Here is a 26,420-nt window from a genome sequence, read left to right as displayed (position 1 = left end):
ACTCCAATGTCGATTCGATTACAAAATATGTGCTTATAACGTGCAGTATTAGCATACTATAAACCAGCCTATTTAAACTTAATGCTACTTAATTAAAACTTATTATCCCATCATTTTACAAGGATATAGTTCTAACTGGCAAATCCATATTACTATTTTCTATACTTTTACCTACTTTAAAAAACTCTATTAGAGCTTGCTTTAGTAGGGCTAAACTCTTATCTTGAAAAGCAGAAAGCCATACTTTATTAATATTTCCTGCCTCATTTCTTTCTATTTTTGGTTTTATATCAGAAATTTGATCGATCTTATTATAGACTTCAATACAAGGTATATCGTCTGCACCAATTTCAGAGAGTACTTTATTGACTTGATTTACTAAATCCTTTCTATCTTCAGAGGAACAATCGACAATATGAAGTAAAAGTGTAGATTCTTTAATTTCCTCTAAAGTGGCATAGAAAGCATCAATAAGGCTATGGGGTAAATCACGGATAAATCCAACAGTATCTGCTAATACTAAAGAGTGATTAGCTTCTAGATGAAGTTTTCTTAAAGTAGGATCCAAGGTTGCAAACAATTTATTATCTGCAAAAACCTGCGATTTAGTTAGGCAATTAAATAAGGTAGATTTACCTGCATTTGTATATCCTACTAGAGAAATAGTAGCAACTTTTGCTTTATGCCGTGCATATCTACTTTGATTACGCTGTTTGCGTACTTGCTCTAAACGTTTACGTAATTGCTTAATTCGATTACCAACTAAGCGACGATCTGTCTCTAATTGAGTTTCTCCAGGTCCTCGTAGCCCAATACCACCCTTCTGTCGCTCTAAATGTGTCCATCCTCGTACTAATCGGGTAGATAAATGTTGTAATTGAGCAAGTTCTACTTGCAGTTTTCCTTCGTAAGATCGTGCCCTTTGAGCAAAAATATGCAGAATAAGCTCAGTTCGATCTAAAACCTCACATTGCAAAAATTTTGCTAAATTACGCTCTTGGCTTGGCGTTAAATTTTGATTAAAGATAATTAAGTTGGCTTCTTGGGTGCGAGTTTTATGATGGATTTCATCTAGTTTTCCGCTGCCAATAAAATACTTTGGATGAGGTGTTACCTTCTTACAGACTAGTATCTCTAATACCTGTATATCCGCAGAGCGGACAAGTGATATAAATTCTACCCCTTCCTGATCGTCTGTTGTTCTATGAAAAAGAACCTCTACTAAAATAGCCCTATAAGAATAGGGCTGATTATTAGTGTACTCCACACTATTACATTAATTTACTATTCATCATCATTAGGTAGTGATTTTTCAGTGTTTTGATCAATATTACCTAGCTCACTAGCAGGTAATTTAACATTACGTGCAGGAACAATCGTTGATATAGCGTGCTTATATACCATTTGGCTTACTGTATTTTTTAATAAAATAACAAACTGATCAAAAGATTCAACTTGTCCCTGTAGCTTAATACCATTGACTAGATAAATAGATACAGAAACTCTCTCCTTACGTAAAATATTAAGAAAAGGATCTTGTAGTGATTGCCAGCGCGACATGAGTCTTTCTTTCTCCCTATAAATTTTTTGTTTTTAACGATAGATAGAGATTAAGACCTATTAACAGCCTTCTAGTTCTTGGTAAAGAACTATACTTTTACCAACTCGTTAATTATATAAACATCTCTATTTACAGTACCTAAAATATAGGCCTGTAACCTTAATATACTATACCTAAATTATAGTATATGTGTATTACAAATACTTATTTATTTTTTGATACAGTTCTTTTGCACTAGCTTCTTCAGATAAAATCTGTAAGCTATCTTTTTCCCGTCTAAGCCAAGTTAGTTGGCGTTTTGCCATTTGTCGAGTAGCAATAATTGCCTGATCGATCATAGCAGAAAGGGAGAGTTTATTTTGTAGATAGAGCCAAGCTTGACGGTAACCTACTGCACGTATAGATGCTAACTTGATATTTAAATCAGAGCGTTGAAATAAATTTTTTACTTCTTCTAAAAATCCTTTCTCTAGCATAGCTAAAAATCGCTGTTCAATACGATGATGAAGTAGAATTCTCTCTTTTGGTAAAACTGAAACTCTAATTATATTGTATGGCAGGCTAGGGTAGGTAGAGTTAATTAATGAACTTAAAGGCTTTCCTGTTAGCTGATAGACTTCTAGAGCTCTTTGGATTCTTTGCGGATCATTAGGATTAATATGATTAGCAGATAGGGGGTCAAGAGTTGTTAAGCGATCGTGCAGCACTTTCCATCCTATTATTTCTGCCTCTTTTTCGATTTTAGCTCTAATAGCTAAATCTCTAGCTGGTAGAAAAGAAATTCCATTTCTTAAAGTATGGAAATACAGCATGGTTCCACCTACTAATAAAGGGATATGATTACGTTTAGCGATTGTGCTCATTAAATAACGAGTATCCTCGTAAAATTGCCCAGCCGAATAAGATTGGGCAGGATCGAGAATATCAATGAGATGATGGGGGCAAATTTGACGTATTTCTATACTGGGTTTTGCAGTACCAATATCCATTCCTCGGTAAACCTGTGCTGAATCAACACTAATAATTTCACAAGGTAAATACTCACAAAGTGCTAAAGCAAGATCTGTTTTTCCTGACGCAGTAGGCCCCATAAGAAATATGGCAGGAGGGAGATGGGGCACAATAGATGAAATTTTAGGATTATAGAAATTCAAAAATCGACTTTAACGCTTCATTGAATCAAAAAATGACGCATTTGTCTTAGTTTCTTTTAATTTACTTAGTAAGAATTCCATAGCTTCAGCTTCATCCATGGGAGCAAGTAATTTATGCAGGATCCACGTTTTTTGTAAATTATCTGGTGTAGTAAGTAATTCTTCTCGGCGAGTACCTGATCGACTAATATTAATTGCAGGATAAACTCTTCTTTCTGCTAACTTTCTTTCAAGATGAATTTCCATATTGCCTGTGCCTTTAAATTCTTCATAGATTACATCATCCATACGTGATCCAGTATCAATAAGTGCGGTTGCAATGATAGTTAAACTTCCTCCTTCTTCTAAATTACGTGCAGCCCCGAAAAATCGTTTAGGCCTTTGCAACGCATTGGCATCTACTCCACCTGTAAGCACTTTCCCAGAGGATGGAGCTACTGTGTTGTAAGCACGAGCTAATCGGGTAATAGAATCTAAAAGAATGACTACGTCTCGCTTATGCTCCACAAGGCGTTTTGCCTTTTCAATAACCATTTCAGAGACTTGCACATGACGGCTTGCTGGCTCGTCGAAGGTACTGGAAATTACTTCACCTTTCACAGAACGCATCATTTCAGTAACTTCTTCTGGGCGTTCATCGATAAGTAGGATAATGATGTAACACTCTGGATGGTTTGCTGCAATAGATTGAGCAATGTTTTGTAGCATGACTGTTTTACCAGATTTAGGTGCCGAAACAATCAATCCCCGTTGTCCCTTACCAATAGGTGCAATTAAATCAATTACTCTAGGAGTAAGATCTTCTGTGCTACCATTACCCCTTTCTAGTATTAATCGCTCATTAGCAAAGAGAGGGGTTAGATTCTCAAATAAGATTTTATCTTGAGATTGTTCTGGTGGAGCAAAGTCAATGTCATTGATTTTAAGTAAAGCAAAATAACGCTCCCCTTCTTTAGGAGGACGTATTTTCCCCTCAATAGTATGACCAGTACGGAGTCCAAATCGTCTAATTTGGCTTGGTGAAACATAAATATCATCAGGTCCTGCAAGATAGGAAGAACTTGATGAACGTAAAAATCCAAACCCATCTTGAAGAAGCTCTAACACACCACTGCCGTAAATATCATCTCCATTTTTAGCATGGGCTTTAAGCAGAGCAAAGATAAGATCCTGACGGCGTAACCTAGACATACCCTCTAACCCCATAGATTGGGCAATTCCTAAAATTTCAGGGGTACTTTTTGTTTTAAGATCAGTTAGATTCATGGAGAGTTATTTATATTTTTAAAAATTGTTTAAGAAAATATGAATAAGTAAACGACAAATATGTAAATAATAAATTGCACCATTGGCAATTCTAGGTTATGCTTCAGGGTTTGAGTATGATTATCGTATTAGGAGAGGTGGCCGAGCGGTCGAAGGCGCACGCCTGGAAAGTGTGTATACGCTAACACGTATCGAGGGTTCGAACCCCTCCCTCTCCGCCATACAAGTTACTAAGATTTACTAGTACCATCTCAAATTCCCAATATAGTTATAGTTTATTATTAAATAATAAAAATGTAAAAATAATATATCTTTTAATTGATAGATATTTTAGAAGCCATATATAGCAGATCCTATGAAATCCTAAGGGGATTTATTATACTTAGCATGAGTATAGGTAGGATGATTTATAGGAATTCATTTTTAATCAAGTAGCTATGCTAATTAGCAGATTAAAGTTAATTTTTAGCATTAACTTAGCGTGTACTGTCTTAAACAGAAAACTAGAGATACTGTGCAGGTAGTAAAATTAATTACTTCTACTTGGATGTAGGGTTAGCTATTAAATAAATTTATGTGGTTACAAACCCTGATAAACCTGTAGAACCCTTAATGAATTGATAAATTCTACCCTTTGACAACACTAGCTATTATAGCTATATAGATAGTTTTGTAAATAAGTAATATCTAACTATCTATTTTATTATTCTTTGGTTATATTACTAATGTAATAAGCAGAAAATGAATTCTAAAGAAATAAATAGCTCTGATCTGCAGCATTTATCTAGAAGTGAAAAGGAAGTTTTACTTTCATTTCGTTTAGGAGATTTAATTCTTTATCGTAAAAAGCTTTTATTATGGGCTTATCATTATCATTCATCTTGGATTATTCTTCATAAAAACGGGTTTACCCTCAATGAAGTTATTACACTAGTTAAAAGTGATGGCGGTCGTCCATCTTTGTTTCGATCTTTACCTGTTCAGCAAATACCAACTAAGCTAACTAACATTTCAGACTATCTTATATATACTGCAGATACCTATCAGCGTTGTTTTGTAGATTTAAAGCTCGGTACAGATAAGTACATAAATCATTTCTCAAATAAAACTCGTTCCACACTCCGGCGCAAAGAACGGAAATTTGCCGATGTTTGTGGAGGCAAAATAAATTGGCGTGAGTATCGTACTACAGCAGAATTAATCGAGTTCTATCCTATTGCACGAATTATTTCTAAAAAGACTTATCAAGAAAATTTATTTGATTCCGGGCTCCCTGAGGATAAACAATTTTATGACGCCATGCTAAAAGATAGTACACAAGGTACTGTCCTTGGTTATATTATTTTTGATGACAAAAATAATCCACTTGCTTATCTTTATTGTCCCATTGTTGATGGGGTAGTTCTATATCAGAATCTGGGATATATTAATGATCATCCACTGAATCATCTCTCTCCTGGCACCATATTACTATGGCTTGTGCTATTACACCTTCAAGAGCAAGGTCATTATCAGTGGTTTGATTTTACTGAAGGGGGAGGCGATAAATCAACAGGGCAAAAAGCCCGATTTGCAACCCATCAAATAGACTGTGCTAATCTTTGGATTATGAAAAAAACGCTTATAAATCAATTATTATTCTCTACTCACCAATTGATCGATGATCTATCCAGATTAATTGGAGATACACTAGAGAAAATAGGAGTGAAACAAAAAATTAAACAATGGATTCGGCAAAAATCTATCACACCTGATTAGTAATATCTTGTAATTCTAGTTGGTTAATAGCATTAATACGCTGACAGTATAATTGCTCCCCAATTGCTTTTCCTTTAAAACCATCGGCTATAATTTGTTGTATATTTACTTTTGCCGTTGCCTGATAAGCAGATTTTAATATTTGTGTATGACGGCAATAATTATTTCTTTGCTTTTCATATATAAAGTTACAAACCAATAGAAACTTCTCAAACCGATCTGAGCGGCGAAAGGCATCCAAATCTTGTAGCAAGATGAGAAGCTCTTTAGCAGATAGATGGTGAGGTTGGTTGAGTTGGGGATAATAACGAGCAACTAAAACTGAGAATTCTTGATAGATATTTGGGATTCGTAATCGATTACACAAGGCAGAAATAAGTAACTTATCTTGATCAGTAGATGATCTACTATATAAATTATTTTTGCCAAAAATATGGGTTAAAAGTGCAAATTGGATTTGAGTATCGAAGTCTAAAATAGCAGCAGCTTTTAAAAGGGATAAAATATATTCTCCCATATTACTCTCTGCACTTGTATTCCTCTTAATAGAGATATTGAATAAAGATTCAATTTCTGGAAATATTTTTGCTAGAGCATCACATGATCTTAAAATTTTAAAAAAGTTTTGAGGGTATTTCTCTTGCAGAGCACGTTCAAGTTCTTTCCAAACCCGCTCAGAGATTAAATGATCAACTTCCCCATTGGTTACCATTTGTCTCATGAGATCTAAAGTTTCGGAAGCAACAGCAAAATTAAATCGAGCAGCAAATCGTGCAACACGCAAAATCCGTACCGGATCTTCAATAAACGCTAGAGATGTATGGCGTAATATTCTATTTTTTAAATCTCTTTGTCCACCGAAAGGATCAATTAATGTGCCATTTTCATCTTGAGCAATAGCATTAATGGTTAAATCACGGCGTTGTAAATCTTCTTCTAAAGTGATTTCAGGAGAAGCATAAACCTGAAATCCTTTATAGCCAGGTTTTGTTTTACGCTCAGTACGCGCTAATGCGTATTCCTCTTTAGTCTCTGGGTGGAGAAATACGGGAAAATCTTTTCCTACAGGAATAAATCCTTGAGCTGTAAGCTTCTCAGGAGTAGCACCTACAATTACGTAATCACGCTCCTTTATAGGATACCCAAGTAACTTATCCCGTACTGCACCACCTACCAGATAAATTTTCAAAAATTTATTTAATTATGACTGACTACGCTGTGCTTGCTGGCGAAATCTAAAATAATTCTCTCTTTGATCTTGGCGTGCTAAATACTTAGGTACTATTGCTTCAACCGGAGTAGGAGTAATTTCTAATTCAGCTAGCCTATTTTGATGACAAATGCTAGGTACTTGTAGTGTAGCGTAATTATCTTTAGAAAAGAGTTTTTTAGGAAATCGCTCTAAAATCGCTGCTTGCTTTAAGCTCCACTTATCAGAAAGAGGAATAATTTTTCTTTTTACACCTATAGTTTGAGCAGTATACGCTACAAGTTGCTGTAAGGTATAAGTATTAGGACCACATAATTCATAGGGCGAATCTAGTTCAGGCTTTTCTGTAAGTACAAAATAAATAGCTCGTACTATATCTCCGATATAAATAGGAGAAAAAGTAGCATTAGCACAAGCTAGAGGAAAAACAAAAGGAATATAGGTTAACAGGGTAGCAAGCTGATTAAAAAAATGATCGCCAGGACCAAAAATAACAGAAGGGCGAAAAATAGCTACCTGTAGTCCTTGCCTTGCTAAATGTTGAAGTTGAGTTTCTCCTTCACCCTTACTCCGCAAATAATAACTTTCTCCTTTATCACTATCTGCATTCAGGGTACTCATATGCAATAAGCGTTTAATCCCAGATTCAAGGCATGCTTGACCAATTTTTTCTGGTAAAGTGACATGCACATGATTATATCCATAACCTGATTGTAGACCATCGTTTAAAATACCTGCGAGGTTAATCACAGTGTGGCAATCATAAAATTGATTACTTAGTGCTGAGGTATCATATACATCCACTTTTCTAAGTTGTACACCAGATAGTAGGAGCATATTCCGATGGCGTTGCGAGTGCCGAGTTAAAATACGCACTTTATAGCCCTGTTCTACCAAATAAGAAGTGAGGTGCTGACCGACAAACCCTGTACCCCCTACTATACAGATAGTATTATTATTCATTTAAGTAATTATTCTCCAAGCTATTTTACGAATGTTTTTCAGTATAAATAGTAAAATACTATTTTTAAGGAATTTTTTGAAATTTTTACTAAGTATAACGAATCTTAAGTTTGTTATTAACTTAACTGCAGCATCTGGGAAAATAAAAAATATTGGATCAAAAAAATTTATTGACTGTATCTCATCTTTCCATCTCTATAGCCATTGCTGAAACTAAAAAATATTTTACCCAGTTAGAATGCGGTCATTTGGAAGCTGAAAGATTAATTAGCTGGGTATTACAGAAAAATCGTAGCTATCTCTACACTTATCCTAATCAATTACTTACGTCAACACAGCAAAAACTTCTATTACAGGTAATACAGCGACGTTTATCCCATGAACCTCTAGCTTATATCCTAGAAGAGCAAGGGTTCTGGTCTTTCACTTTGAAAGTAAACCGAGCTACCCTCATCCCACGTCCAGAAACAGAACTTTTAGTAAGCTTTGCACTAGAAAAAATTTCTAACAGATCATTAAAAATTGCTGATTTAGGCACAGGAAGTGGAGCAATTGCTTTAGCAATTGCTAGTGAGTGCCCACAAGCACAAATTATTGCTACAGATATTTCGATGCCAGCACTAGAAATAGCGCAAATAAATAAAGAAAACTTAAAATTAAGCAATATTACTTTTAGGCAAGGAGATTGGTTCAATCCTATTCAGGGAGAAATATTTGAAGTAATTGTTAGTAATCCCCCTTATATTGATAAAGAAGACCCTCATCTTACTCTAGATGGATTGTGGTATGAACCTCGCCAAGCTTTAGTGGCAGATAATAAAGGACTACAAACAATTTACCATATAGCAGAAAAAGCTAGAGAATATCTTGCCCCAGAAGGGTGGTTGCTGATTGAGCATGGCTATAATCAAGGCATAGAGTTAGTGAAATTTTTTACAAATTTAGGTTATCAGCAAGTAATAGATTTCCAAGATTTAGCAGGACAACCTAGAGTTATTATTGGTCAGTGGTATCCATAAAACACCCGAGGTGACTATCCTATGAAGATATTAAGATACACTTAGAAAAATATGAATGATCAGCAGTTACTTCGCTATAGCCGGCATATTTTACTGCCTCAAATTGATATTAAAGGTCAAGAAAAACTTTTGAAATCAAAAGCCCTATTGGTAGGCGTAGGTGGTTTAGGATCGCCCATTGCTTTATATCTTGCTGGATCTGGGGTTGGAAAAATTATTTTAGTTGATTCGGACCAAGTGGAGCTTTCTAATTTACAGCGACAAATTATTCATAGCACCCAAACTGTTGGAACAAATAAGGTAGATTCAGCAAAAAATCGCATGCTAGCACTCAATCCTGAGATACAGATAGAAATAATTCCGGCTTATTTTACAAGTAAAGAGCATGAAAAAATTGTTGAGCAGGTAGATATTGTTATTGATGGAAGCGATAATTTTGCAACCCGATTCGATTTAAATGTTTCCTGTGTACGCCTAGGCAAACCATTTATATCTGGATCAGCTATCCGTACCCAAGGACAAGTAGCGATTTTTGATAGCCGTCAGCAAGATAGTGCTTGCTATCATTGTTTATATAATGAAATTGCTCAAGAGGAAGAAGAAACCTGTGCTCAAAGTGGCGTATTTAGTCCTTTGCTAGGTATTATTGGTAGTATTCAAGCAGCAGAAACGCTTAGGTTACTACTTAATTTAGGAAAAAAACAATATAATCGACTACTTCTCATTGATGCAATGAATATGAGCTGGCAAGAGATGTCTATTCCTAAAGATCTAGAATGTTCTGTATGTAGTTAAGCTCATTTAATCGTTTATATTTTATGGAAAGAATTACAATTCCTAGAACTATTGTTAATCAGCTATTAGCTCAAGCACAAGCCAGTTCCCAACAAGAGATCTGCGGATTAATTAGTGCTGCAGATGGTATACCTACTCGATGTTACCAAGTTGAGAATATCGCTTCCCATCCTGATACCCAATTTTTGTTAAATCCAGAAATTCAGATTAGAGCTATGAAACAGATCCGGGAGCAAGGCGAGTCCTTATTTGGTATTTATCACTCTCATCCACATTCTCCACCGCTACCATCAAAAAGTGATACTATTCAGACAGCTTATTCTAAAGTACTTTATTTTATTATTTCTTTGAATATTAAAGGTGTACTTGAAATGCGATGCTTTAAATTCCAACAGGGAGCTTATAGAGAATTAGAATTAGAGTTATAAGAAAGACTTTTTATCTAAAGAGGTAGTTTAACTCTTATCGTTTTGTGTTGGGGTAAGTACACACCATTTTACTCCACGACCTTCTAATGCACTTACTTTAATGTGGATGCCTCTATAAATTACGGTATCATTGATAATAGGTTCACGGCCCAATAAATGAAGTACAAGCCCACCTAAAGTATCTACCTCTTCATGATCAAGTGCTTCATCATCTAACCCTAAGGCTTCACTTACTTTATCAAGTCGCCAAATACCAGGGATAAGTAAACTATCTTGAGAATCTGGGAAAGGAATAGCTTCATCTTCTTCTTTCTCAATATCTCCTACAATTTCTTCACAAAGATCCTCAATGGTTACAAGCCCTGAAGTACCCCCGTATTCATCAATGATCACTACCATATGGGTATGAGCACGACGCATAGCAGCTAAAATACTATCTACAGTAGCTGTCTCTGGAATAAAGGATAAAGGATGAATATTTTGCTGTTCGATAATAGTATGGGTGCATAATAAATGAAGTATATCTTTAATATGAATAAAGCCAAGAATTTGATCTAAGGTTTCCTCATATACCGGATAGCGAGTATGTTGAGATTGATAAACAATAGTTGCTAATTCCTCTACAGTAGCATCAAGAGAAATTCCAGTAATATGTACCCGAGGGGTCATAACCTCTTCGGCAGTAAATTCACCAAGTTCAAGTAATTCATGCACCATCTGTCCTGCTTCTTCGTTTATAGTGCCACTTTTCTGACTCTCCTCTACAATGAGTTGTATTTCCTCAGGCGTATAGTAGTGACTACTTGCAAGATGCCGATTAACACCTATTCTCTTTAAAATTAAATTACCTAGCCTATTGAGTACAATTACGAGGGGATAGAAGATAAATTGAGCCGTTCTCATTGGTCGAATAATCCAAAGAGCAATTGCCTCTGAATTAATTAAAGTAAGGGTTTTTGGGATAATTTCTCCTAGAACAATATGAAAATAAGTAAGAATAGCGATTGCTAGAATACTTGCAACGGTATGAGGTGTTATCCAGTAAAAAACTTCAAAATGCTCAAACCACATGGCAAGCCTATGAGCAATTTTATGCTCACCATACATGCCTAGCCCTAAACTTGCTAGGGTTATTCCTAATTGGGCAGTGGCAAAATAATAATCTTGTTGGATGGGATCTTTAAGAATATTTTGTATTTGTAGGGCATGGGGGTTATTTGCTGCAGACTGGTTCTCTATTGCTGCTCGTGGCACACTGATAATCGCAAATTCAGCAGCTACAAAAAACCCATTTAGGAGAATAAGAAATAAGATACTAAGAATTGAAATAAACAAATGAATTTAATTATAAAATTATGTTTTTTTCTTTTCTGATAGAGCTAATACTTTAACTAAAATAGATTGAATAATAGGCCCATCAAGCTCTTCAATTTCAACTTCAACTCCTTCAATTATAATACGTTCACTAGGATTGGGAATTCTCTCTAGAATAGAAATAATATGACCTGCTACCGTATTTGCTTGGCTACTACTCCAAGAAATACCCACCCAAAGCATCATCTCCTCTATACTAAGTGTACCAGGTAAGCGTATCCATCCATCTGAGAGATATTCTGGTTGAGAATATTTCTCTTTGGATTTCCTCCTCATTCCTTTAGTTAAGGTAATCAAGATATCATCCAAAGTGACTAAGCCTTGCATAACCCCATATTCGTCTATCACAATGAGTTTACGCGCACTTTGTTGGCGCATAATAGTCAATAGCCGATCGCCAGTAATTTTATCAAGCACATTGACAGCTGGTTTCATTACTCTATGAACTGTAGGTAATTCCTGATGGGCTATATAGTGGGCTGTAATATCTTTAATATAGATAAGACCGATCATATTATCTGATTCACTACTATGGACGGGTAGACTAGAAAATGGAGATTGAGTAACAAGCTGGCAAAGCTGATTCGGGGGAGTTTGCTCATCTATAGTAGCTACGAAACGCCGAGGAATCATTAATTGCCTTGCAGTCTTCTGACTTAAAGAAAGAGCTTGATGTAATCTCTGTTGTTCGTGGAGTTTAAATAGACCAGCCTCTCTACTTTCTGTAATCAGCAGATCAATCTCTTTAGAAGAATGGATATGCTGTTGTCGTAAATACTTAAATCCCAAAAATCGAAGTAATATCACTCCACTATTATTAAGTAGTGTGATAAAAGCACCATAAGTCTTTAACGACCAGTGCATAGGTATGTAAGTATAAAGTGCAAACTGCACAGGATATTGCAATGCAAGGGATTTAGGTAACAACTCTCCAAGCACTACTTGCAACCCAGTCAGAAGAATGAGAATGGTAATTGCCGATACTGACTGAGCAGCTAATGGATCAATACTAAATTTTATAAGCAAATTAGCAAAATCCTTACCTACAGTTGCTTGACTATAAGCACCTAGAATAAGACTAGAGAGGGTAATGCCTACTTGACTTGCAGCAATATAACGATCAAGGTGTTCTGGATTTTTAACAATAGGCAGTAACTCTTTTGCCAACTGTGTTCCTTTTTCTGCAAGATGTATAATTTGACTACGGCGAACACCTACGATAGCAAATTCAGCTGCAACATAAAGTGCATTAATAGCAATAAGCAAGAAAAAAATGACAAAAACAGTCAAATTCATCTAATAATTTATTTATTACTCCTGCAGTATATATAGGTATAAAACCTTATCATAAATTATTAATGTGCTATATATAATTTTATACGCTTATTTATTACAAAATAAGTAACTAGATTAATTAAGATATAAAACTCATTTATTTATAAAAAATATATATGACCCTCTCTTTTCTTTTTCAAAGTATAAAAAAAACTAATTTTGTCTTTATTTTTAGTTTTTGTATATTTATTACTATTGCTCATAGCGAGGATTACCCTAATCCCCCATCACCTACTTTAGATCAGCTCAACACGCTTAACTCCGAGCAAATGAGAGAGTATCAAAAACTACAGTTAAAAGTATATGCGGTTGAAATGCAACTTGACGAGATCCGAGAAACTGCAATTATGGTAAATCCTCAACTAAAAAAAGAGATGGATCAATACCAAACTCTTGTGCTAGAGACTATGACAAAACAAGGTCATAATCCTCAACCTATTCTTGCGAGAATCGAAACTATTCAAGCTGCTTTGCAGAATCCGGAATTAGAAGAAGAGAAGCGTATTGATTTTACTCGTGAATATGAAAAGAAAAATATTGATCTTCAAAAAATAAGCCAAGAAGCTATGAAGGATGAACAAGTACAACAAAGTGCAAATAATCTCTCAACAGAAACCATTGCTGCTATGCGTAAACAAAACCCTAAAACTGAAGAATTATTACAGCAGATGAAGCAAGCTAGCGACGTATTAAGCTCATTTATGGCGAAGGTAAAATTAAGCAACCAGAAAAAATAATATTAATATTCAATACCTATCACAATATAAAATTATACAAAGGTAATGGTTATCAATCTTTCAAAAACAACTTATATTTCTCTCTTACTAAGTAGCATTTTAATTATTACTAGCTGTGCAAGACCAAGACCTGTCTTATATCCCAATGATCACTTTAAAGAAGTAGGGACAAAACAATCTTTACAAGATATTCAAAAATGCCGTGAAATGGCAGAAGCTGCAGGTGCAAATGCTACCGTGAAAAACGGTGCAGTTAAAACAGTAGAAAACTCTGTAGCTAGTGCAGGAATGGGAGCAGTTTCAGGCGTAGTCGGGGGAGCGATTATAGGGGATGCACTAAAAGGAGCTACAATAGGGGCAGCCAGTGGGGCAGCCTATGGATTAATGCAAGATTTTATTAATGGCACTGCAAGGCAGGTCACCAACTCTACCTACATTAACTTTGTTAACCGTTGCTTAAAAGAAGCGGGCTATGATGTAGAGGGATGGGAATAATATTTATTCCCACCGTTTTTGCCATGCAATTTGCACCTGATTAAAAAAATTAAGCACCCTAGGGGCAACTCCTAAAGCCACCGCATCCACCAAACAATACCAAGCAGCAACACCACTCGGTGGATTTCCCTGAGGAAGTTGAAAAATTGGCTCACTGGCTACCCAACGCCAAGTGCCATAGGATACACCGATTAGCTCCAGCCAGGTAGTTACAAAAAATGCACCTAAATAAACTTTAGGGGATCGACCGGAGTAAACCGAAAATATAAAAATAACAAATAACATAGCACCTAATGCATCTCTTTGAGATGCTCCGGTAAAACCCCAAATAGACCAAGCAATTCCTGCAGTAAAGACAAAAATTTTAATTTTATTAAAATGCTGTTCAAAAAACTTTGAACGGGCAAATGCAACTGCAGTTAAATAAACAAATCCGTGACCCGGAGGCACATAAGCCGGCACATTATGAAATCTATAAATATACCCTTGCATATAAACAGAGGCAAAATGCTCTCCTATGGTAGCAAAAGCGACAGCTACCAAAACTTGAGTACGAACCAGCGGTCTTTCCCAATACAGTGCAATCAGTAAACAAGTCCAAGCAAACATTCCAATTCGATTTTGTAACTCTAAAGTAGAATCAGAATCCAAATATAACGTTGCAGCAATAGAGATAAATGTAAATGCTGCGATAATGTAATTGTGAAAATCACGAGTTTCAGTATTATTTTTCATAATGTACTAAAGTAAAACTATATTGCTATGGTGGGTATTATACAGACCATCGTAAAAACCTAAATGTTATTTGGCGTGATAACTTCCTTAAAATAGATAAATTTATTTATGCATCTTAAAAAGGCTTTATTATTCTATTTAAGTACTTTTGTCCCCCTGATAGGAACAGCAGCACCAGATTCGCCAACATCTAATAATGGTAATTTGATTGATTGGACAGTGAGTGTAAAACAGAAAACTAGTACTGTTTCTATGTTTAAACCACAAGTCCTACACTTTCAAACTTGTCAACTCCCGGGTCCTTTTGAACCAGACACATTCATTCATCAAGTACTGACTTCTGCAGCAAAAGATCAATGCAAAATCACTGATCGAAGCAAATCTAAAAAAACGGTCACTTTTAAATTTGCTTGTGAAGGAGTCATTCCTAAAGGGGCTATTACCGGAGATGGAAAGTTCAAGTCAGTAAATGATAAAGAGTATTCAGGCACAATACAGGCTGAAGTAAAAATCAACACATTCTTCTCATTACAAATAGATTCAGATCATGCAGGAAGAATAGTAGATACCTGCTATTACGCACCCTAAATCTATAAAATCACGATAGAATGCTACATAACACAGGGTTTTATTCTCTCACGCACTCATATCTCGAGTTTCAGGACAAAATGCAGCACTTGAAAAAATTAAGGAGGATATAGCCAGTTTAAAGCAAGAAGAGAATATCAATGTTTAATCCAACCCTACCGCTTTTTAAAAGTAGCTTATCTATACCAGATACCCAAGGCATTAAATATGCGGGCTCAAAACTAAAATTAATTCCTTATATTCTTCCCTTAATAAGCAAATTAGATATTCAAATCATATTTGATGGATTTTCTGGAACGACTCGTGTATCTCAAGCCTTTGCAAAAACTGGGTTTAAAGTAATCAGTAACGATATTTCAGAATGGTCTTATGTTTTTGGTATCTGTTATTTAAACAATAAGAAAAAACCAGCTGAATACCAAGAACTAATTAATCACCTTAATTCTATAAAAGGCTATGATGGTTGGTTCACTCACCACTATGGAGGCTATGATTTTACAGAAAAGGCGATACAACCAGATGGAAGCAAAAAACCTTGGCAGGTACATAACACCCAAAAGCTCGATGGAATTAGAGATGAAATTGATAGCTTAAACCTATCAGAAGTAGATAGGGCAGTAACACTCACCAGTCTTATCCTTGCTATGGATGAAGTGGATAGCACTCTAGGGCACTTTTCTTCTTATTTGAAAGATTGGTCTGCTCGTTCCTATAAAATAATGAAATTAAAAGTACCAAAGCTATTTAAAAACGTTCAAGATCATATCGTTTTAAAAGGAGATATTTCTGAAGCAATTAAGAATATTAAAGTAGATTTTGCTTACTTAGATCCCCCTTATGGTTCTAATAATGAAAAAATGCCTCCTTCAAGGGTACGTTATGCTGCTTACTACCACATTTGGTCTACCATTTGTAAAAACGATAAGCCTGAGTTATTTGGTAAAGCTTTAAGAAGAAAAGATAGCTCAGATACTACCGCAAGTTCCATCTTTGAAGAATTCCGCAAAGACGATCAAGGTAATTTCATTGCGGTAAAAGCCATTGAAGATTTGATACAAGGTATTAATGCTAAATATATTGCCTTATCCTATAGTTCTGGTGGAAAAGCAACCGCAGAAGAGCTAAATACTATCCTAAATCGCCATGGTACTTTAATAAAAACACTAAAAATAGACTACAAAAAAAATGTGATGGCAAATATGCGATGGTCTAACGAGTGGATACCAGAAGCAGAAGAATCTAATCAGGAATTTATCTTTTTAATTGAAAAATGCAGTTAGGTTTAAAAAGTGACAAAATTTGTTATGAGTATATTAGAATAATATTTATTATAAATAAACCATTTTACTAAATTTAAAGGTACTTATGTTTTGTATAAAGTGCGGCATTGAGATAAATGAAAATGCAAATTTTTGCCAAAAATGCGGTTCAGAAGTTGTTAATAAAACACTAATAATAAGCCAAGATATACATACAAATAAAATTAATGATCTTCGCTCTGATATAGAAACGGCAATTGATAAAACATCTTACCATCCATGGCGGCGCTATTTTGCAAGAACAGCAGTTGAGTCCTTAACTATCTGCATTATAGGGATACCCATACTATTCTGTATTGCATATTTTTTAGGGTTTATTATTGGGCACTTTTTTCCGCAAAATCTAAATAACTTCATTAAGACGATAGATAACCAAAATGAACTTGTTATTCTCATTTTGTTATATATCTTATGGATTCCTATTGAAGCAGCATTTTTAACAACCTTAGGTACAACCCCCGCTAAATGGATATTTGGTATACGTGTTACTTCTAGTAGTGGGAAAAATTTATCGTATCCCGCTGCATTAAAACGATCGTTTCTAGTTTGGATGCAAGGCTGCGGCTTTGGTATTCCACTCATAGCAATTATCACTTGTTTTTTTGCTTATAAACGTCTTAAAAAATCAGGTACTACCCTGTGGGATACTTCTGTACATTCTATGGTTATCCATAAACAATGGAATATCACTAGGACTATAGTAAGCATCCTTGCTGTGGTTATTACTCTAACTTTAATCGCTTTAAGTTCATTAGGTAATACCTAATAATTAAGAGGTATCTAACAAGTCTTTTATTTATCAGTCATGAAAGATAAGGATAATAAACAGCAAACAACAGCAATGGGGCTTTGGACAGATGCCGAGCGAATGTTTAGAGCAGCTAAGGTTGTTTCCCAAGATTCAAGTTTATCTTATTCATCTCCTATGTATTTTTTGGTAGGACACGGAATTGAAGTAGCACTTAAAGCTTATCTACTTACTTGTGGTTATTCATTAAAAAAATTAAAACACATAGGTCATGATTTAGAATATGCTCTCTGTGAATCCGTTTGGAATGATATTAAGAATATTTGTAATCTAACAGACGAAGATAAATTGATGATTGATATTTTAAATCCATATTATAAAAATAAACATTTTGAGTATCGTGATAAAGGATATAAAGAACTGCCCCAGCCTCACGATCTCTTAAATCTCGGAGATCGTATTCTTATAGCAATTAAGCCTGCTTGTGAAGCTAATGCAGGCATACATCGTATCTAGAGCTAGCCTATTTCAATTAAAAAATTGATATAGTACACAATTATGATTAAAGAAGTAATCATTGAGATTGCCAGTAATTTCACTTTTGATCTCTAAGGATTGTTCTTAATTTTTATTGATAGTTGGTAAAATTTTATTTTTATTATTTTTTTTAAAAGATGGCACGATGCAAAAATAGCTAGAGAATTCTTCGAGAAAATGGGCAAAGAACTTCTAGATAAAATGGGCAAAATTGAAGATTAAACTAGCTGTTTTTTTCTAGCCACTTCGCATTGTTCTCTTTCATATCAATACTTATCCCTTTCTGCACCACTACATAGGCTGCCTCAATATTGCAATGAAAGTCCTGTGGTAGGTTTGCCCAGTTGTGCATATCAATTAGAATTGGTATTGTACTCTCCCGCAAAGCCTCCTTAAGATCTAACCAGCCTTCTACATTTTGAGTGAGATCTTTTGGATTGCGTAATACTAAATCAAGATCACTACCTTCATGAGCACTACCAGTAACTCGGCTGCCATAAGCCCAAACCTCTGCTTGAGGTACATAGTGATCGAGTAGTGTTTGCAAGATTTGTAGGTATTTTTTAGGAAATTGTAAATAAGAAAGCTCAAGAAGCGGCATCGAATACTTTCTGAATATGAGGTGCTAATGCACGTACATCTTGTAAATATTGAGGTAGTAATTTTAAAGTTTCATTAGCAAAACCTTCACCATAATCATGTGCGGTATTATTACGATTGGCTCGGTAAGTCAGCCAACGTTCAACTTCTAGTATATCTAATAATCCGTGTTTACCAGCATGACGCAACACATCATTAAATACTAGTTTATCTACTTCCCTTGAACTAGCACCATAAGCTGTTAATGCTTTACGTAATAATTTTCCAGCAGTTTCCAGCGATAATTCGAAGCTTTTAATGGCTGCATTACGATATAAATCAAATATTACATCATCTTGTTTTTCTAACCTTTCAATTGCCAATAATGCTTGTTCTAGTGTTGCTGCGGTACGTAATAAATGATCTACATTTAATGCCATAGTTTTTGGATTTTTATTAGGCGACAGAAATTATCGTTGCTTCATAGACCGGTAAAAAACCCTCCAAGTACATACCTAAAGGGTTTTTTATTTTTTAATGGTTTAGATCAGTGAATTCAGGATGATTTTGTATATCTCACTTAAAAAGGAATATCATCGTCCGGATCTTCCATAGAATGAGGGAAAGGATTTGTTTTGTGTTTTTCTGAAGCAGATCCTGAAGGATCGCCCCAAGGACCACCATGGGAAAAATCATCCGTTGGGCTAGATTGGCTATAATTATCTCCATAATGAGAGGATTCACTGCTACTACCAGCCCGATCGAGCATCTGTAATTCACCTGCTACAATTTCAGTGGTATACCTATCCTGCCCATCTTGACCTTGCCATTTTCGAGTTTGAAGCCGTCCTTCAATGTAGACTTTCATTCCCTTTTTCAAATATTGACCAGCAATTTCTCCTAATCGATTAAAACAAACCACCCGATGCCATTCTGTACGCTCTTGTGTTTCCCCTGTATTTTTATCTTTCCAGCCTTCTGAAGTTGCTAGAGTAAGATTGGCAATAGCTGCTCCACTTGGGGTATAGCGCACTTCTGGGTCTCGACCTAAATTACCAATTAAGATGACTTTGTTAATTCCTCTTGCCATAGGGTATATTCCTTTTTCGTTATTTTTTACGTAAGGTTAAGCTGGTTGTGGGGTAGCAAAGTGAACGCTATCTAAGGCTGCTTGATCTAGGTGTTCGTCATCAATTTTCAGATAAGCTACGCCTTCATCAGGGACCACAACTGCATCATCTACCCCTGCAATTCCTGAAAGACGTTTTGCTAAAGCATCGACCTCACTTGGAGTGAGATTACCTACAGATAGAATATGACTTCTTAAATGTTTGGGTGGAATCATGGTAAAGGCAAAATAAAGCCAAAGTAGGATAATAATTACCCCAAAAACAAAGGCACCGGTAAAGCTAAATTGACCGTATACAGTACCACCACTCCAACCCCCAACAAAGGCACCTAAAAATTGACAAGTAGAGTATACCCCCATAGCGGTACCTTTGCTTCCTGCCGGACTTCGTTTAGATACTAATGAAGGGAGGGTAGCTTCCAATAAATTAAAGGCACTGAAAAACAACCAAAGAGCTACTATCGTTAAAGCTAAAGAAGTATGGAAAAATACCCAAATAAGTTCTGCAATACCAAGGGTAATCACTGCTCCTACAAATACTTCTTTCATTCGGCGTTTTTTTTCTGCCAAGATAACGAAAGGTACCATGGTTAGGATAGAAAGAATGAGAATTGGTAAATAAACATAGCCATGGCTAGCTGAGGCCAATCCACTTTCATCTCGCAGACTGATAGGCAATACGACAAAAGTGGCAGTGAGCAATACATGGAGCATAAAAATACCCAGAGCTAGGCGCATAATTTGCCCATCTTTTAAAATCCGTAGAAATTGTTTAGGAGCAGGTTCCACATCTGAATGATGGCGAGGGGCAGTGACTTTAGGCACCCCAAAATTTAACACCCCAATCGCAAGAATAGCTAAAATCGCTGTCATCCAAAATAATCCTGGCACCCCAATCCAGCGATTGAGTACAGGTCCTACCCCGAGGGCAAAAGCAAATGCCACACCAATAGATAGTCCGATCATGGCCATGGCTTTAGTGCGTTGTTCTTCCCGAGTTAAATCAGCGACTAATGCCATTATAGCAGCTGCAATCGCACCACTTCCTTGCAACGCACGACCAATAATTACCCCGGTAATAGTCGTTGCCATGGCGGCTACTGCACTACCAATTGCAAATATAATTAGCCCAGCAGTAATTACCGGTTTTCGACCAATTCTGTCAGATAATAAGCCAAAGGGAATTTGCAATAAGGCTTGAGTGATACCATAGGCGCCTAGTGCTAGTCCAATTAAAGAAGGGGTGGCGCCTTCAAGATCATGGGCATAGAGAGAAAATACAGGTAGGATAAGAAATAATCCTAACATCCGTAGAGCATAAATACCGATTAAAGAGAATAGACCACGACGCTCAATAGGGGTCATGCCAAGGGTGAAGCGTTTTTCTTTACTTTGACTCATATGTCCTCAGGGTAATGTGGTTAATTAATACGCAATAACGATATATTTTATCAAGATGTTTTAAGTATAAATTAGAAATGACGGATTATATTTCAATTCGAGGAGTCCGCACCCATAACTTAAAGGGAATTAATTTAGATTTACCCCGCAATAAATTAATTGTAATTACCGGACCTTCTGGATCTGGAAAATCATCTTTAGCGTTCAATACCTTGTATGCTGAAGGACAGCGTCGATATATGGAATCTTTATCTGCTTACGCACGCCAATTTTTGCCCACGATGGTGCCTCCAGAAGTAGAACATATCGAAGGATTATCTCCTACTATTGCAATTGGTCAAAGAGGATCTAGTTATAATCCCCGATCTACCGTAGGTACCATCACTGAAATTTATGATTATTTACGGCTGCTTTATGCCAGAGTAGGAACACCACATTGTCCAGATCATGGTGTTATTCCGCAGGCTAGAACCATTTTTCAGATAACTGAGGAAATACTCAAACTCCCTACAGGAGCAGCTTATATGATTCTTGCCCCTATTACGAATAAGGTAAAAAATGGTGACAAAAGAGTGCTGGAATATTTAGCCCAGCAAGGATTTATTCGAATTCGAATTGATAAGCAGGTACATGAATTAAATCAACAATTAGATTTTGATTGCACTCAAGCAGAAACCATAGAAGTAATAATAGATCGGTTTAAAATCCGCCCAGAAATTAAATTACGCTTGGCTGAATCTTTAGAAAGTGCTTTAAAGCTATCCAGAGGAATTGTAAGTGTAGCGGCAATGAATAACCCTTTAGAAGATGAGAAAATATTTTCTACTGGGTTTTCCTGTTTAATTTGTGATTATTCTCTAACAGAGCTCACCCCTCATTTATTTTCTTTTAATCATCCTAAAGGGATCTGCCCTCAATGCCATGGGTTAGGGCTAATACAAGAAAGTGAGATCTGCCTTCAATGCTTAGGGAAACGCTTAAACCAGCAAGGAAGAAATGTATTTATTGATGAGTATAGCTTACCTATGCTTACTGCTTTATCTCTAGTGCAGATCAATGAATTTTTTTCTCAGCTTAAATTTACAGGGCAAAAAAAATTTATTAGCAACACAATAATTAAAGAAATTCAAACTCGCCTTAATTTTTTAATTGATATGAGATTAGGCTATCTAAGCTTAGATCGAAGAGCAGATACCCTCTCTGGAGGGGAATTCCAAAGAACCCACCTTGCTAATCAATTAGGAGTAAGATTATCTGGAGTTATTTACATTCTAGATGAACCTTCCATTGGGTTACATCAACAGGATAATAAGCGATTACTTGCTGCACTTACTTACTTGCGAGATTTAGGAAATACGGTGGTAGTCATTGAGCATGATAAAGATACTATAGAATTGGCTGATTATATTGTAGATATGGGACCAGGAGCAGGCATTCATGGGGGAGAAGTTATTGCTCAAGGTACCGTAGCTGAGATTAAAGCCAATCCTAATTCTTTAACAGGAAGATATCTATCCGGGACTTTAAGTATTCCTATACCTTCCCAGAGAATAAAGCCAAATTCAAACCGAATTATTTCTATATGTGGTGCCACAGGAAATAATTTACAGAATATCAATGTAGAGTTTCCTTTAGGATTAATGATTTGTGTAACAGGAGTTTCTGGATCAGGTAAATCAACCTTAATCAACGATACTTTATTTCCTATCATAGCTCAAAAATTATACCAAGCTACCACAAAACCTGCTCCTTATCAGAGTATTGAGGGAGTATCCCATATAGATAAAATGATTAATATAGATCAATCTCCTATTGGGCGTACTCCCCGATCTAATCCAGCCACTTATACGGATATATTCTCAACCATTCGGTGCTTATTTACTGAGACACATGAAGCTCGATCCCGGGGCTATAACCCTAATCGTTTTAGCTTTAATGTGAAAGGAGGGCGATGCGAGCCATGCCAAGGAAACGGCTTAATCAAGGTGGAAATGAACTTTTTACCTGATATATATGTGCCTTGCGATATTTGCCAAGGAACCCAATATAACGCTGAGACTCTAGAGATTCTCTATAAAGGAAAAAATATCCACGAAGTATTAGAAATGACGGTTGAGGAAGCTCATGATTTTTTTCATGCTATTCCTGTACTTACTCGAAAATTACAAACTTTGATAGAACTAGGACTGAGCTATATTAAGCTTGGACAAAGTGGTGTCACCCTTTCTGGAGGGGAAGCACAGCGAATAAAATTAGCTAAAGAACTAGCAAAGCGGGATACGAGCCGGACTTTATATATATTTGATGAACCCACTACTGGGCTACACTTTCATGATATTGCCCAGTTACTGAAAATTTTATTGGAGATTCGAGATAGGGGAAATACTCTTATCATTATCGAACACCACCTAGATGTAATTAAAACAGCTGATTGGATCATTGATTTAGGATCAGAGGGAGGAAGTAAAGGAGGAAAAGTTATTGGGATAGGCACTCCTGAAATAATCGCTAAGAATAAAAATTCTTATACAGGTCGTTATTTAGCTGAAGTGCTTTTAAATTAAAAACAAGATATTCTTATAGAAAAAGTTATAAGAATCCAAAACCTACTTGAAACAACCGTTCTACTTCAGAAATTCTTCGCTTATCTACTAAAAATAAAATCACATGATCACCAGATTCAATGACAGTATCATGGTGAGCAATTAATACCTCATCACCACGTACCACTGCACCAATGGTAGTACCTGATGGTAATTTAATCTCTTCAATACTTCTACCCACTACTTTAGAAGAAGATTTATCACCATGGGCAACCGCTTCAAAAGCTTCTACTGCTCCATGACGTAAAGAGTGGGCAGCTACTACATCTCCCCTACGGATTTGGGCGAGCAAAATACCAATAGTTGCTTGATGGGGAGAAATAGCAATATCTACGGTACCACTTTCTACTAAATCTGCATAAACACCCCGATTAATCAAGGACATTACTTTTTTAGCACCTAACCGTTTAGCGAGCATAGCAGCTAGAATATTAACTGCATCATCATTAGTTAAAGCACAAAAAACATCGATATCTTCAATTCCTTCATCTACTAATAGCTCTTCATTAATAATATCTCCTACTAACACAAGTCCTTTATTTAAAGATTCAGAGAGATATTTTGCTCGAGATGGATTAGCTTCAATGACTTTAACTTGGTAGTTTCTCTCTAGCACTTTGGCTAAACGATGACCAACACTTCCACCACCGCCTAGCATAATCCGTTTATAAGGTTTATCTAGACTACGCAGTTGTCGCATCATTTTAGGAATATCCTCTTGAGGGGCAGTAAAGAATACTTCATCATCCACTTCAATTACTGTATCGCCTTGAGGGAAAATAGGTTTATTTTTTCGAAAAATAGCAGCTACCCGAGTTTTTACCCCTGGAATACGTTGGGGTAGCTCTCTTAATTGATGGCCCACTAACAAACCATCATGGTAGGCTTTTACTGCCACTAGCTGTACTTTTCCTTCAGCAAAATCTAAAACCTGTAAAGATCCGGGGTTTTCGATAAGCCGCTTAATTGAATTAGTCACCAACTCTTCTGGGCTAATCAACATATCAATGGGGAAAAGCTTGTCTGAGAAAAGCTCAGGATGAGAAATGTAAGCCGAGGATCTAATTCTAGCTACCTTAGTAGGAGTACTAAATAGACTATAAGCTACTTGGCAAGCCACAATATTAACTTCATCGCTTCTAGTCACTGCAATAAGCATATCTGCTTCCTCACCACCTGCTCGGGCAAGCACATCCGGGTGTGCTCCCGATCCTTCAATAGTACGGATATCTAATCGATCTCCAATATCTTTAAGCTGTTTTCCATCCACATCTACTAAAGTAATATCATTAGATTCGCCAGCTAAATTAGTAGCAACAGATCGACCGACTTGGCCCGCACCAAGAATAATAATTTTCATAATTTTTATTTACACTTTTCTAAACGGGCATAATAAAACCCATCAAAGTTTTCAATTCCTGTCAGCAATTGTTGACCAACTTCTTGAGAAATACCCCAAGTTACCGTAAATGGGCTTATTTTGGCATCAGAATGGGATGTAAGAAACTTAAGGATTTGCTCATCATTTTCTGGGGGAAAAATAGAGCAAGTACAATAAAGGAGTAATCCTCCCGGAGCTAGTAATGGCCATAGAGCATTTAATATACACTCTTGTAGTATTGCCAATCGGTGAATATCTTCCTTCCGTCGCAATACTTTAATATCAGGATGGCGGCGAATTACACCACTACTAGTACAGGGAGCATCTAATAAAATACGATCAAATAAAATTCCGTCCCACCATAATTTTGTATCAGTTGCATCACCTAAAATTAGCTGTGCTTTAAGTTGTAGGCGAGTTAAATTTTCTTGAATTCGGTTAAGACGAGACTGATCAATATCCAATGCGACTAAATCAGCAGTTGGGTTTAACTCCAAAATATGGCAAGTTTTTCCCCCAGGAGCAGCACAAGCATCAAGAATGCGTTGCTTTGGCTGTATATTCAATAAAACTGCAGCTTGTTGCCCTGCACCATCTTGTACAGAAACTTTACCTTGATGAAATCCAGGTAGGGCAGCTACTGAGTAAGGTTTAATTAAAGTAATACCTTGATGTGTATAGGGCAATATTTGTGCTTCAATGTGGTGAGATTCTAATTCTCTTAGATAATGCTCTTTTGTTCCTTGTAGGCTATTTATCCGTAAACTTAAGGGTGGATGGGTATTATTAGCAGTAATGATTTGTTGCCAATGATTAGGCCAATATTGTTGGATAGTCTGTAGAAGCCACTTGGGATGAGCTGTATTGGCTTCTTCGTGATTAGCAATTTTCTTTTTTAGAGAATCTTCATTTCGGAGATAATTACGTAATACGCCATTAATTAATCCTTTTGCCCATGATTTTTTTAATACTTGAGTTGCAGAAACTGTCTCAGAAAGTGCAGCATGAACTGGGGTAGTCAGCTCTATAAGTTGGCATAAACCTAATAGTAATAAACAATAAATATCATTATCTTGCGTACGTAATGGCTTACTTAATAATGATTGAGTGAGGTAGTCTAATTTTGGAAACCAACGTAGAGTGGTATAGCATAGAGTTTGAATGAACGCACTATCCTGCTCTGACAGTGGAGCAACAGCTTGGGGTAATATTGCAGTCAATGAGCGTTTTTGGTTAATGACTTTTACCAATAAAGTAGCTGAAACTGCCCGGGTATTAAATAATCTAGGCTTTTTACCCATAAAA

General features: G+C 36.1%; 26 protein-coding genes and 1 tRNA gene. 12 read left to right on the top strand and 15 right to left on the bottom strand.

The genetic code is table 11. The annotated features are described in order from the left end of the window. Positions 1 to 115 precede the first annotated feature (115 nt). From hflX to rho, 4 genes are all read right to left on the bottom strand, one after another. Positions 116 to 1,267: a ribosome rescue GTPase HflX gene (gene hflX, locus OOL07_RS08410; protein ID WP_264696115.1), complete on the bottom strand. Its 1,152-nt coding sequence runs from the start codon at positions 1,265 to 1,267 to the stop codon at positions 116 to 118. A gap of 17 nt (positions 1,268 to 1,284) precedes the next feature. Then, entirely contained in the window at positions 1,285 to 1,560 is a 276-nt protein-coding gene (hfq, locus tag OOL07_RS08405) for an RNA chaperone Hfq (protein ID WP_264696114.1), read from the bottom strand. Positions 1,561 to 1,755: 195 nt separating this feature from the next. Next, on the bottom strand, positions 1,756 to 2,652 hold the full coding sequence (gene miaA, locus OOL07_RS08400; protein WP_413774132.1) for a tRNA (adenosine(37)-N6)-dimethylallyltransferase MiaA: 897 nt from the start codon (positions 2,650 to 2,652) through the stop codon (positions 1,756 to 1,758). Positions 2,653 to 2,724: 72 nt separating this feature from the next. Continuing rightward, positions 2,725 to 3,981: a transcription termination factor Rho gene (gene rho / locus OOL07_RS08395; RefSeq protein ID WP_264696113.1), complete on the bottom strand. Its 1,257-nt coding sequence runs from the start codon at positions 3,979 to 3,981 to the stop codon at positions 2,725 to 2,727. A gap of 131 nt (positions 3,982 to 4,112) precedes the next feature. Here rho and OOL07_RS08390 point away from each other — a divergent pair. Together OOL07_RS08390 and OOL07_RS08385 are read left to right on the top strand one after the other, a co-directional pair. Next, positions 4,113 to 4,202, top strand: a tRNA-Ser gene (locus tag OOL07_RS08390). A 520-nt stretch (positions 4,203 to 4,722) separates the two neighbouring features. Then, a complete protein-coding gene (locus tag OOL07_RS08385) occupies positions 4,723 to 5,739 on the top strand; it encodes a GNAT family N-acetyltransferase (protein WP_264696112.1) in 1,017 nt (338 codons plus the stop codon). Here the strand turns inward: OOL07_RS08385 and OOL07_RS08380 are convergent. Together OOL07_RS08380 and OOL07_RS08375 are read right to left on the bottom strand one after the other, a co-directional pair. Further along, positions 5,726 to 6,928 carry a multifunctional CCA addition/repair protein gene (locus tag OOL07_RS08380; RefSeq protein WP_264696111.1) on the bottom strand — a complete coding sequence of 401 codons (1,203 nt, stop codon included), beginning with the start codon at positions 6,926 to 6,928 and terminating at the stop codon, positions 5,726 to 5,728. The two genes, OOL07_RS08385 and OOL07_RS08380, sit on opposite strands and share 14 nt — an antisense overlap. Positions 6,929 to 6,940: 12 nt before the next feature. Next, complete coding sequence (locus OOL07_RS08375) at positions 6,941 to 7,912, bottom strand: complex I NDUFA9 subunit family protein (protein ID WP_264696110.1); 972 nt, start codon at positions 7,910 to 7,912, stop codon at positions 6,941 to 6,943. A gap of 152 nt (positions 7,913 to 8,064) precedes the next feature. Here OOL07_RS08375 and prmC point away from each other — a divergent pair, with 152 nt between their 5' ends. Genes prmC through OOL07_RS08360 form a run of 3 tightly spaced genes read left to right on the top strand, consistent with a single transcriptional unit; the run spans position 8,065 to position 10,154 of the window. Then, positions 8,065 to 8,931, top strand: a complete 867-nt coding sequence (gene prmC / locus OOL07_RS08370) for a peptide chain release factor N(5)-glutamine methyltransferase (RefSeq protein ID WP_264696109.1) — start codon at positions 8,065 to 8,067, stop codon at positions 8,929 to 8,931. A gap of 51 nt (positions 8,932 to 8,982) precedes the next feature. After that, positions 8,983 to 9,726 (top strand): HesA/MoeB/ThiF family protein, encoded by a 744-nt coding sequence (locus tag OOL07_RS08365; RefSeq protein ID WP_264696108.1) that lies wholly within the window; start codon positions 8,983 to 8,985, stop codon positions 9,724 to 9,726. Positions 9,727 to 9,749: 23 nt separating this feature from the next. Further along, positions 9,750 to 10,154, top strand: coding sequence for a M67 family metallopeptidase (locus OOL07_RS08360; protein ID WP_264696107.1), 405 nt, complete (start codon positions 9,750 to 9,752; stop codon positions 10,152 to 10,154). 27 nt (positions 10,155 to 10,181) lie between these two features. On the opposite strand, the gene OOL07_RS08355 is transcribed toward OOL07_RS08360, so the two are convergent. Both OOL07_RS08355 and OOL07_RS08350 read right to left on the bottom strand, forming a co-directional pair. Beyond that, positions 10,182 to 11,489: a hemolysin family protein gene (locus tag OOL07_RS08355; protein ID WP_264696106.1), complete on the bottom strand. Its 1,308-nt coding sequence runs from the start codon at positions 11,487 to 11,489 to the stop codon at positions 10,182 to 10,184. Positions 11,490 to 11,507: 18 nt separating this feature from the next. Further along, a complete protein-coding gene (locus tag OOL07_RS08350) occupies positions 11,508 to 12,824 on the bottom strand; it encodes a hemolysin family protein (protein ID WP_264696105.1) in 1,317 nt (438 codons plus the stop codon). A 155-nt stretch (positions 12,825 to 12,979) separates the two neighbouring features. Between OOL07_RS08350 and OOL07_RS08345 the strand changes: the two genes are divergently transcribed. Together OOL07_RS08345 and OOL07_RS08340 are read left to right on the top strand one after the other, a co-directional pair. Then, positions 12,980 to 13,600, top strand: coding sequence for a hypothetical protein (locus OOL07_RS08345; RefSeq protein ID WP_264696104.1), 621 nt, complete (start codon positions 12,980 to 12,982; stop codon positions 13,598 to 13,600). 45 nt (positions 13,601 to 13,645) lie between these two features. Then, a complete protein-coding gene (locus OOL07_RS08340) occupies positions 13,646 to 14,095 on the top strand; it encodes a glycine zipper family protein (protein WP_264696103.1) in 450 nt (149 codons plus the stop codon). A gap of 3 nt (positions 14,096 to 14,098) precedes the next feature. On the opposite strand, the gene OOL07_RS08335 is transcribed toward OOL07_RS08340, so the two are convergent. Continuing rightward, positions 14,099 to 14,830: a hypothetical protein gene (locus OOL07_RS08335; protein ID WP_264696101.1), complete on the bottom strand. Its 732-nt coding sequence runs from the start codon at positions 14,828 to 14,830 to the stop codon at positions 14,099 to 14,101. A gap of 108 nt (positions 14,831 to 14,938) precedes the next feature. On the opposite strand from OOL07_RS08335, the gene OOL07_RS08330 reads away from it, so the two are divergent. The 4 genes from OOL07_RS08330 to OOL07_RS08315 all read left to right on the top strand — a co-directional run bounded on the left by OOL07_RS08330 (position 14,939) and on the right by OOL07_RS08315 (position 18,001). Continuing rightward, positions 14,939 to 15,418 carry a DUF3617 family protein gene (locus OOL07_RS08330; protein ID WP_264696100.1) on the top strand — a complete coding sequence of 160 codons (480 nt, stop codon included), beginning with the start codon at positions 14,939 to 14,941 and terminating at the stop codon, positions 15,416 to 15,418. Positions 15,419 to 15,558: 140 nt separating this feature from the next. Further along, complete coding sequence (locus OOL07_RS08325; protein ID WP_264696099.1) at positions 15,559 to 16,698, top strand: DNA adenine methylase; 1,140 nt, start codon at positions 15,559 to 15,561, stop codon at positions 16,696 to 16,698. A gap of 85 nt (positions 16,699 to 16,783) precedes the next feature. Next, entirely contained in the window at positions 16,784 to 17,503 is a 720-nt protein-coding gene (locus OOL07_RS08320; RefSeq protein WP_264696098.1) for an RDD family protein, read from the top strand. 39 nt (positions 17,504 to 17,542) lie between these two features. Next, a complete protein-coding gene (locus OOL07_RS08315) occupies positions 17,543 to 18,001 on the top strand; it encodes a hypothetical protein (protein WP_264696096.1) in 459 nt (152 codons plus the stop codon). A 244-nt stretch (positions 18,002 to 18,245) separates the two neighbouring features. Here the strand turns inward: OOL07_RS08315 and OOL07_RS08310 are convergent, their stop codons facing one another. The 4 genes from OOL07_RS08310 to OOL07_RS08295 all read right to left on the bottom strand — a co-directional run bounded on the left by OOL07_RS08310 (position 18,246) and on the right by OOL07_RS08295 (position 21,131). Next, on the bottom strand, positions 18,246 to 18,623 hold the full coding sequence (locus OOL07_RS08310; protein ID WP_264696095.1) for a nucleotidyltransferase domain-containing protein: 378 nt from the start codon (positions 18,621 to 18,623) through the stop codon (positions 18,246 to 18,248). Beyond that, positions 18,610 to 19,041 (bottom strand): nucleotidyltransferase substrate binding protein, encoded by a 432-nt coding sequence (locus tag OOL07_RS08305; RefSeq protein WP_264696094.1) that lies wholly within the window; start codon positions 19,039 to 19,041, stop codon positions 18,610 to 18,612. Before OOL07_RS08305 ends, OOL07_RS08310 begins: the two co-directional genes overlap by 14 nt. 140 nt (positions 19,042 to 19,181) lie before the next feature. Continuing rightward, positions 19,182 to 19,691: a single-stranded DNA-binding protein gene (ssb, locus tag OOL07_RS08300; RefSeq protein WP_264696093.1), complete on the bottom strand. Its 510-nt coding sequence runs from the start codon at positions 19,689 to 19,691 to the stop codon at positions 19,182 to 19,184. A 36-nt stretch (positions 19,692 to 19,727) separates the two neighbouring features. Next, a complete protein-coding gene (locus tag OOL07_RS08295) occupies positions 19,728 to 21,131 on the bottom strand; it encodes an MFS transporter (protein ID WP_264696092.1) in 1,404 nt (467 codons plus the stop codon). Between the two features lie 77 nt (positions 21,132 to 21,208). Between OOL07_RS08295 and uvrA the strand changes: the two genes are divergently transcribed. After that, complete coding sequence (uvrA, locus tag OOL07_RS08290) at positions 21,209 to 23,695, top strand: excinuclease ABC subunit UvrA (RefSeq protein WP_264696091.1); 2,487 nt, start codon at positions 21,209 to 21,211, stop codon at positions 23,693 to 23,695. 25 nt (positions 23,696 to 23,720) lie between these two features. Here the strand turns inward: uvrA and trkA are convergent, their stop codons facing one another. Next, positions 23,721 to 25,094, bottom strand: coding sequence for a Trk system potassium transporter TrkA (gene trkA, locus OOL07_RS08285; protein WP_264696090.1), 1,374 nt, complete (start codon positions 25,092 to 25,094; stop codon positions 23,721 to 23,723). Positions 25,095 to 25,099: 5 nt separating this feature from the next. After that, the gene (gene rsmB, locus OOL07_RS08280) at positions 25,100 to 26,416 is read right to left on the bottom strand and encodes a 16S rRNA (cytosine(967)-C(5))-methyltransferase RsmB (protein ID WP_264696089.1); all 1,317 of its coding nucleotides are present in this window, start codon (positions 26,414 to 26,416) and stop codon (positions 25,100 to 25,102) included. Positions 26,417 to 26,420: the final 4 nt, after the last annotated feature.

Origin of the sequence: Candidatus Nitrosacidococcus sp. I8, from assembly GCF_945836005.1 — a bacterium.
Classification (GTDB): Bacteria; Pseudomonadota; Gammaproteobacteria; order Nitrosococcales; family Nitrosococcaceae; genus Nitrosacidococcus.
Note: the sequence above shows the minus strand (reverse complement) of the source record. Positions and strands in the feature narration are given on the sequence as shown.

Bases quoted from the DNA above. Each gene is read 5' to 3' on its own strand.
- hfq (WP_264696114.1), bottom strand. From the start codon at position 1,560: ATGTCGCGCTGGCAATCACTACAAGATCCTTTTCTTAATATTTTACGT.
- miaA (WP_413774132.1), bottom strand. From the start codon at position 2,652: ATGGGGCCTACTGCGTCAGGAAAAACAGATCTTGCTTTAGCACTTTGT.
- rho (WP_264696113.1), bottom strand. From the start codon at position 3,981: ATGAATCTAACTGATCTTAAAACAAAAAGTACCCCTGAAATTTTAGGA.
- OOL07_RS08385 (WP_264696112.1), top strand. From the start codon at position 4,723: ATGAATTCTAAAGAAATAAATAGCTCTGATCTGCAGCATTTATCTAGA.
- OOL07_RS08375 (WP_264696110.1), bottom strand. From the start codon at position 7,912: ATGAATAATAATACTATCTGTATAGTAGGGGGTACAGGGTTTGTCGGT.
- OOL07_RS08365 (WP_264696108.1), top strand. From the start codon at position 8,983: ATGAATGATCAGCAGTTACTTCGCTATAGCCGGCATATTTTACTGCCT.
- OOL07_RS08360 (WP_264696107.1), top strand. From the start codon at position 9,750: ATGGAAAGAATTACAATTCCTAGAACTATTGTTAATCAGCTATTAGCT.
- OOL07_RS08350 (WP_264696105.1), bottom strand. From the start codon at position 12,824: ATGAATTTGACTGTTTTTGTCATTTTTTTCTTGCTTATTGCTATTAAT.
- OOL07_RS08345 (WP_264696104.1), top strand. From the start codon at position 12,980: ATGACCCTCTCTTTTCTTTTTCAAAGTATAAAAAAAACTAATTTTGTC.
- OOL07_RS08340 (WP_264696103.1), top strand. From the start codon at position 13,646: ATGGTTATCAATCTTTCAAAAACAACTTATATTTCTCTCTTACTAAGT.
- OOL07_RS08335 (WP_264696101.1), bottom strand. From the start codon at position 14,830: ATGAAAAATAATACTGAAACTCGTGATTTTCACAATTACATTATCGCA.
- OOL07_RS08330 (WP_264696100.1), top strand. From the start codon at position 14,939: ATGCATCTTAAAAAGGCTTTATTATTCTATTTAAGTACTTTTGTCCCC.
- OOL07_RS08325 (WP_264696099.1), top strand. From the start codon at position 15,559: ATGTTTAATCCAACCCTACCGCTTTTTAAAAGTAGCTTATCTATACCA.
- OOL07_RS08320 (WP_264696098.1), top strand. From the start codon at position 16,784: ATGTTTTGTATAAAGTGCGGCATTGAGATAAATGAAAATGCAAATTTT.
- OOL07_RS08315 (WP_264696096.1), top strand. From the start codon at position 17,543: ATGAAAGATAAGGATAATAAACAGCAAACAACAGCAATGGGGCTTTGG.
- OOL07_RS08310 (WP_264696095.1), bottom strand. From the start codon at position 18,623: ATGCCGCTTCTTGAGCTTTCTTATTTACAATTTCCTAAAAAATACCTA.
- OOL07_RS08305 (WP_264696094.1), bottom strand. From the start codon at position 19,041: ATGGCATTAAATGTAGATCATTTATTACGTACCGCAGCAACACTAGAA.
- ssb (WP_264696093.1), bottom strand. From the start codon at position 19,691: ATGGCAAGAGGAATTAACAAAGTCATCTTAATTGGTAATTTAGGTCGA.
- OOL07_RS08295 (WP_264696092.1), bottom strand. From the start codon at position 21,131: ATGAGTCAAAGTAAAGAAAAACGCTTCACCCTTGGCATGACCCCTATT.
- uvrA (WP_264696091.1), top strand. From the start codon at position 21,209: ATGACGGATTATATTTCAATTCGAGGAGTCCGCACCCATAACTTAAAG.
- trkA (WP_264696090.1), bottom strand. From the start codon at position 25,094: ATGAAAATTATTATTCTTGGTGCGGGCCAAGTCGGTCGATCTGTTGCT.
- rsmB (WP_264696089.1), bottom strand. From the start codon at position 26,416: ATGGGTAAAAAGCCTAGATTATTTAATACCCGGGCAGTTTCAGCTACT.